Source organism: Vibrio sp. 10N.247.311.51 (assembly GCF_041467855.1).
Lineage (GTDB): Bacteria > Pseudomonadota > Gammaproteobacteria > Enterobacterales > Vibrionaceae > Vibrio > Vibrio coralliirubri.
Genome location: NZ_JBFSVK010000021.1, coordinates 101,602 through 107,956, shown reverse-complemented (window position 1 = coordinate 107,956; position 6,355 = coordinate 101,602). Strand labels below are relative to the sequence as shown.

General features: G+C 45.3%; 3 protein-coding genes. 1 reads left to right on the top strand and 2 read right to left on the bottom strand.

What is annotated here, in order from left to right; all coding sequences use genetic code 11:
• Positions 1 to 130: 130 nt before the first annotated feature.
• Positions 131 to 2,218: an elongation factor G gene (gene fusA, locus AB6E85_RS17900; RefSeq protein WP_048612295.1), complete on the bottom strand. Its 2,088-nt coding sequence runs from the start codon at positions 2,216 to 2,218 to the stop codon at positions 131 to 133.
• A gap of 234 nt (positions 2,219 to 2,452) precedes the next feature.
• Positions 2,453 to 3,832: a DNA repair protein RadA gene (gene radA, locus AB6E85_RS17895; RefSeq protein ID WP_372143420.1), complete on the bottom strand. Its 1,380-nt coding sequence runs from the start codon at positions 3,830 to 3,832 to the stop codon at positions 2,453 to 2,455.
• Between the two features lie 161 nt (positions 3,833 to 3,993).
• On the opposite strand from radA, the gene AB6E85_RS17890 reads away from it, so the two are divergent.
• Entirely contained in the window at positions 3,994 to 6,339 is a 2,346-nt protein-coding gene (locus tag AB6E85_RS17890) for a PilZ domain-containing protein (RefSeq protein WP_372143418.1), read from the top strand.
• Positions 6,340 to 6,355 lie beyond the last annotated feature (16 nt).

Sequence of the window (6,355 nt, the reverse complement as noted above, 5' to 3'; positions counted from 1 at the left end):
CTCGCATCTCGCATCTCGCATCTCGCATCTCGCATCTCGCATCTCGCATCTCGCAGTATGTTACAAGCAATAAAAAGCCCCGCAAGCTTTCACTTGCGGGGCTTTTTTAGCTAATTGAGAAAAGGGCTAATTACTTACCAGCTTCTTTTTCTGCTTTAACTTTTGCAATCACTTCGTCAGCAACGTTAGTTGGACATGGTGCGTATTGTGCGAATTCCATAGAGAATTGGCCACGACCAGAAGTGATAGTACGTAGGTGACCGATGTAGCCGAACATCTCAGAAAGAGGTACGTCAGCTTTAATACGAACACCAGTAACGCCAGCTTGTTGATCTTTGATCATGCCACGACGACGGTTAAGGTCACCGATAACATCACCAACGTGATCGTCTGGAGTGAACACGTCAACGTTCATGATAGGCTCAAGAAGTTGCGCGCCAGCTTTAGGCATAGATTGACGGAATGCGCCTTTCGCTGCGATTTCAAATGCGATTGCAGATGAATCGACTGCGTGGAAACCACCATCGAAAAGTTCAACTTCAACGTCTAGAGTTGGGAAGCCAGCTAGTACGCCGTTTTCCATCATAGATGCGAAGCCTTTCTCAACTGCAGGCCAGAATTCTTTAGGAACGTTACCGCCCACAACTACAGAGTTGAACTTGAAGCCAGAACCTGCTTCGCCTGGTTTGATACGGTAATCGATCTTACCGAATTGACCAGAACCACCAGATTGCTTCTTGTGCGTGTAGCTATCTTCAATTGCTTGAGTGATAGTTTCACGGTAAGCAACTTGAGGAGCACCTACAGTTAGGTCAACGCCGTATGTACGCTTAAGGATATCTACCTTGATGTCTAGGTGAAGTTCACCCATACCTTTCAGGATAGTTTCGCCAGTCTCTTCATCAGTCTCAACTTGGAAAGATGGATCTTCTGCAACCATTTTACCGATCGCGATACCCATTTTCTCAGAACCGCCTTTATCTTTTGGAGATACAGCGATTGAGATTACTGGAGTTGGGAATACCATTGGCTCAAGCGTTACTTGGTGCTTAGGATCACATAGAGTGTGACCAGTTTGCACGTTCTTCATACCAACGATCGCAATGATGTCACCAGCTTGTGCGCTAGTTAGTTCGTTACGGTCATCAGCTTGCATCTCAACCATACGGCCAACACGTTCTGTTTTGCCAGTGAATGAGTTAAGAATCGTGTCACCTTTGTTCAGTTTACCAGAGTAAATACGAACGAAAGTTAGAGCACCAAAACGGTCATCCATGATTTTGAATGCAAGCGCTTTGAAAGTTTCATCTGTAGAAACGATAGCGTGTTCGCCAGTTTCTTCGCCGTTCTCGTCCATTAGAGGTTGAGGATCAACTTCAGTTGGAGAAGGTAGGTAATCTACAACAGCGTCAAGAACGATTTGTACGCCCTTGTTCTTGAATGCAGAACCACAGAAAGTTGGGAAGAACGCTAGGTCACGAGTACCTTTACGGATACAACGCTTGATGTCTTCGATAGAAGGCTCTTCACCTTCCATGTAAGCTTCCATTAGGTCATCGTCTTGCTCTACAGCAGTTTCGATTAGCTCTTCACGGTATTGCTCAACGTCATCTACCATGTCCGCAGGAACATCTAGAATTTCGTAGTTTTCAGGAAGACCAGTGTCATCCCAAACGTATGCTTTACGGCTTAGAAGGTCTACAACACCCACGAATTCATCTTCGCGGCCGATTGGTAGAACCATAACTAGAGGAGTAGCACCTAGAACGTTTTTAACTTGGTCAACAACGTTGTAGAAATCTGCACCCATACGGTCTAGTTTGTTAACGAAGATCAGACGAGATACTTCTGATTCGTTAGCGTAGCGCCAGTTAGTTTCTGATTGAGGTTCAACACCACCAGAACCACAGAATACACCGATACCGCCATCAAGTACTTTAAGAGAACGGTATACTTCAACTGTGAAGTCAACGTGTCCAGGAGTATCGATAACGTTTAGACGGTGACCGTTCCAGAAACAGCTTACAGCTGCTGATTGGATAGTAATACCGCGCTCAGCTTCCTGTTCCATGAAGTCAGTAGTTGATTCGCCATCATGTACTTCACCAGTCTTGTGGATTTGACCAGTTAGCTTAAGGATACGCTCAGTGGTAGTTGTTTTACCCGCATCAACGTGCGCGAAAATACCAATGTTTCTGTATTTCGATAAATCTGCCATTGTCTTACTCTGTTAATAGGATATAAAATGCGCGCAGAGTATATCACAATCTGTGAAGACTGATAGCTTTGCATGCATTTGGGACTAAAAAACTTTGCCTTTTTCTAACATATAGAAAAAGGCAATCTGTAGAAACAATCTAAATGATTGTTTAGTTTAGTGCTAATCTTAAGCGCAATTGGCGTTTAAGTTAGACTGAATTTCTGCTGTATAGAGTAGCTGAAGTGAGCTCAATTACAACTCATCAAAAGCATTAATTGCTTCTGATAATTTTTTCACGCCATGGATCTGCATTCCAGGAATACCACCTTTAGGCATGTTAGCCGCCGGTACAATCGCTTTCTTGAAGCCGTGTTTAAATGCCTCATTAAGACGCTCTTGCCCACTTGGTACCGGTCGAATCTCACCCGCTAGGCCTACTTCTCCAAATACCACCACATCTTTTGGCAATGCGCGATCTCTGAAACTTGAAAGTAGAGCCATCACCAACGCAAGATCAGCACTGGTTTCGGTTACTTTAACACCACCGACGACATTCACAAACACATCTTGGTCAGCCATTTGTAAGCCGCCATGTTTATGCAGCACCGCTAATAACAACGAAAGCCTGTTTTGCTCTAGGCCAACAGCGACACGACGTGGGTTAGCCAGCTGGGAATAATCCACCAGCGCTTGGATCTCAACAAGCAATGGACGAGTGCCTTCCCATACAACCATCACCGAACTGCCCGAGGTTTCTTCTTCGCCACGAGACAAGAAGATAGCCGATGGGTTGCTGACTTCTTTTAGCCCTTGGCCTGTCATAGCAAACACACCTAACTCATTGACCGCACCAAAACGGTTCTTGTGACTGCGCAGCGTTCTAAAGCGGCTATCGGTTCCGCCATCCAATAGAACAGAACAGTCAATAATGTGCTCAAGCACTTTTGGCCCGGCTAAGGTGCCGTCTTTAGTTACGTGTCCCACTAAGAACACAGCAACGTTATTCTGTTTTGCGTAGCGCGTTAATGCGGTTGCCGATTCACGAACCTGAGCAACACTGCCCGGTGAAGATTGAACATCAGCAACGTGCATAACTTGGATGGAGTCGATAACCATGATCTTTGGCTGTTCTTTTTCAGCTATCTGACAGATCTTATCTACGTTGGTTTCAGAGAGCATCTTTAGGTGCTCTTTTGGTAATCCTAGTCGAGAGGCGCGCATTGCAACCTGCTGCAGGGATTCCTCACCTGTTACATAGAGTGTCGGCAGTTGAGAAGAGAGCTGACACATGGTCTGCAATAATAGTGTTGATTTACCCGCGCCTGGGTTACCACCAATCAGGATCGCAGCACCAGGGACAACACCACCACCAAGTACGCGGTCTAGCTCTTTAAAGCCACTGCTAAAACGTGGGACTTCTTGCAGATCGATTTCTGACAGCGTTTGAACCGAAGATTCAGTTGCACCGCCCGCATAACCACTCAATCGTTCATTACGTGCGACCTGAGGTGAAGCGGCTAACCTAACTTCTGTAATCGTGTTCCAAGCACCACATGCATTGCACTGCCCCTGCCAACGTGGAAAATCGGCACCACAGTCATTACACACATAAGCTCGCTTTGCCTTCGCCATAAAACCTCAATAATTTACTCAATTACACAATGATGTTGTCAATTTGTGACTTATTTGACCGTACGGATGAAAATAAAAGTTGCAGTCATACCACTTATACTTAAAGATCGATTTAAACTAGTCGATAACATAAACGCACCGTCCATTCTAACAAGAAAAGTATGCAGCAATCTGAAATTCTATCTGTAGCAGAACGTTTAATCCCGGCTTACCACGCCGAAGATTTCGAATTCCTTCTTTCTCAAATGACAGAAGGGGAATCGCCGTCTCTGAAGCTGCTCGTTAAAATGGAACTGAATCGTATCATGGCTCCGTGTACAAAGAGCATTGATTTACGCGGGCGTATTGATAATGAGTGTCGTCAGTTCACTCTCGATGGCCGTAAGCACTGGCTCGATGATATCGCTTTAAACGCATATCAACGTGGTACGAAAAAGTTTAAAGGTTACACAGAAGGCGCATGGGAGTTAGTAATGACTCCGCGAACTCAGCCTCTGAGCGTTGTTAAAACATCTTCTCAAGGTAACCACGACATTACTAGCGCCAATAGCCCGTACGAAGCGGAAGCTATTAACCTAGGTTACGACTTAAAACGCCAAGAGAACAGACTCAAGATTAGCTCGCAGGTCGAGATCACCACATCGAAAGGGCAAAGCCTACATGGTGTAACGGTTGATATCTCCCCGTCGGGTGCAAAGTTCAAAGTACCGAGCGCCTTTCGATACAACCTCGGCGAGATCATCAGCGTTAAGTTCTCAGAGCTTATCGAAAAGTCCCAAGAAAACGATGTTAACCAAGCGGTTGAATTTCGTGTTTTGGGTATCGACGAATCTTATGAGAACAACGCGGTCAAATTTCTAAGAACCATCAAGGTAAGCGACAACAATATTGTGGCTCGCTTACTCGATGAGTCTTTGAATAGCACCAGTAAGAAAACCAGCCATGAGAATCAAGATAGGATTATTCGAACTCGTACTCGAGGAATCGAACACACCTATCTAAAGCATACTTGTAACCTACCCCTGTTTTTCAGCGGCAGCGAACTAAAGCTTGCCCTACTGACGGATAACAACCATCCATTATGGCAATATTGGCACGACGAACGAAATCAACAAGCGCTGGGTACCCTGTTCAACGAGCAACGTATGAACCTGTTGGCGAAACCAGGAGTGAAGGGAACCAGTAACGTTATCTACTCTTTTACCCATGAACACCAAAACAAGACCTTGTTCTATTCAATGATGCTGCCTGAAGCCTCTCGTGAACAAAGACAGCTGTTCTGGCACATCGGTGGCAAACGTAAAAGTTGGAAGGCGTTCAAGTTCTCGGTTTTCGAACTTTCAGACACTGAGCGACAAGCATTAGCTAAACACTCGGATACGCTGGCTCAAAGCTCAGCTCAACTGACGCATTGCGGAATCTTGCAAGAGATTGGCGATCACGAAAGTGCGGCGGACTATCTTCTGAGTGAAAAGCCACGCATTCCAAGCAGTGAATTGAACCGCTTCCGTCACCCGCGTACTGTCGTCGGCAATATTCAAAGCATCTACTTTGACTCTCAGACTCGTCGTAAAGAGCCGAGATACCAATTTAAGTCACCGTTGCAACTTACATCACAAGATGGCACAGCGGCGAACGGACACACCTTAGATATTTCGAAGCGTGGACTGAGCATTAGCCTTGAACACCCAATGGTACTCAAGATTAATGATCCGGTATTAGTGAACTTCAATGAACTGCAGCTCTATGACAAGAACCTGCCACTGAGCACAGTGCCTTACCACGTAATTCGAGTGAGTCCGAATGGTCGCAACGTGCAGTTGGTTATTGCCGAGAACGCCAAGACAATGCGTACCATCGCTTTCCTTAATGGGCTTATCGATCAAAACCAAAGTAAGCTGATTAAGAAGCAAGAGATACTGCCAACACATTCGCTACTCGAATCACTGCACAACATTTTGTTGAGCAAGATGGTCAGTAACCCAATATTCATTGATAAGCCAAGTTCAACGCTGCGCTGTAAGATCATTGGTGTGAATTTCCCACTGAATAAGCATCTAACGTTACTTGCTAAACTTGGTCACAACCAAAAGTTCTCACTCGAGCCAATCTTCAAGGGTCACACCAACTCACTGTTGGCTGAGCCACTAAAAAGAATTGAAGGTGCGGAGCCTAAGCATCATGACGTGTACATTGCTGCAGTGAAGTTCGGCGACAAGATCCAATCAGTACATACTAAGTTAGTGAAAGACTTTGCCTCGGCAAAAGAAAGAATCTTATTCATTAAGAAAGCGCAGCACTTAGGTGATGTGTATGTACTTCGCGTTACGACCGCGCCAATCTTCAATCCATTGACCACCTTGTTCCAATCGGATTTAGAAGAGCTTGCTCGTATCAGCATGCACCAAGCGAAGAAGCTAGAAAACGAGATCACCGCGTTTATCGGTTATGGTGAGATAGAAGATATTACCGATGAAGTGTTGATCCGATTGGAGCTAACGCGTTAGTCATAATGCTCCATAA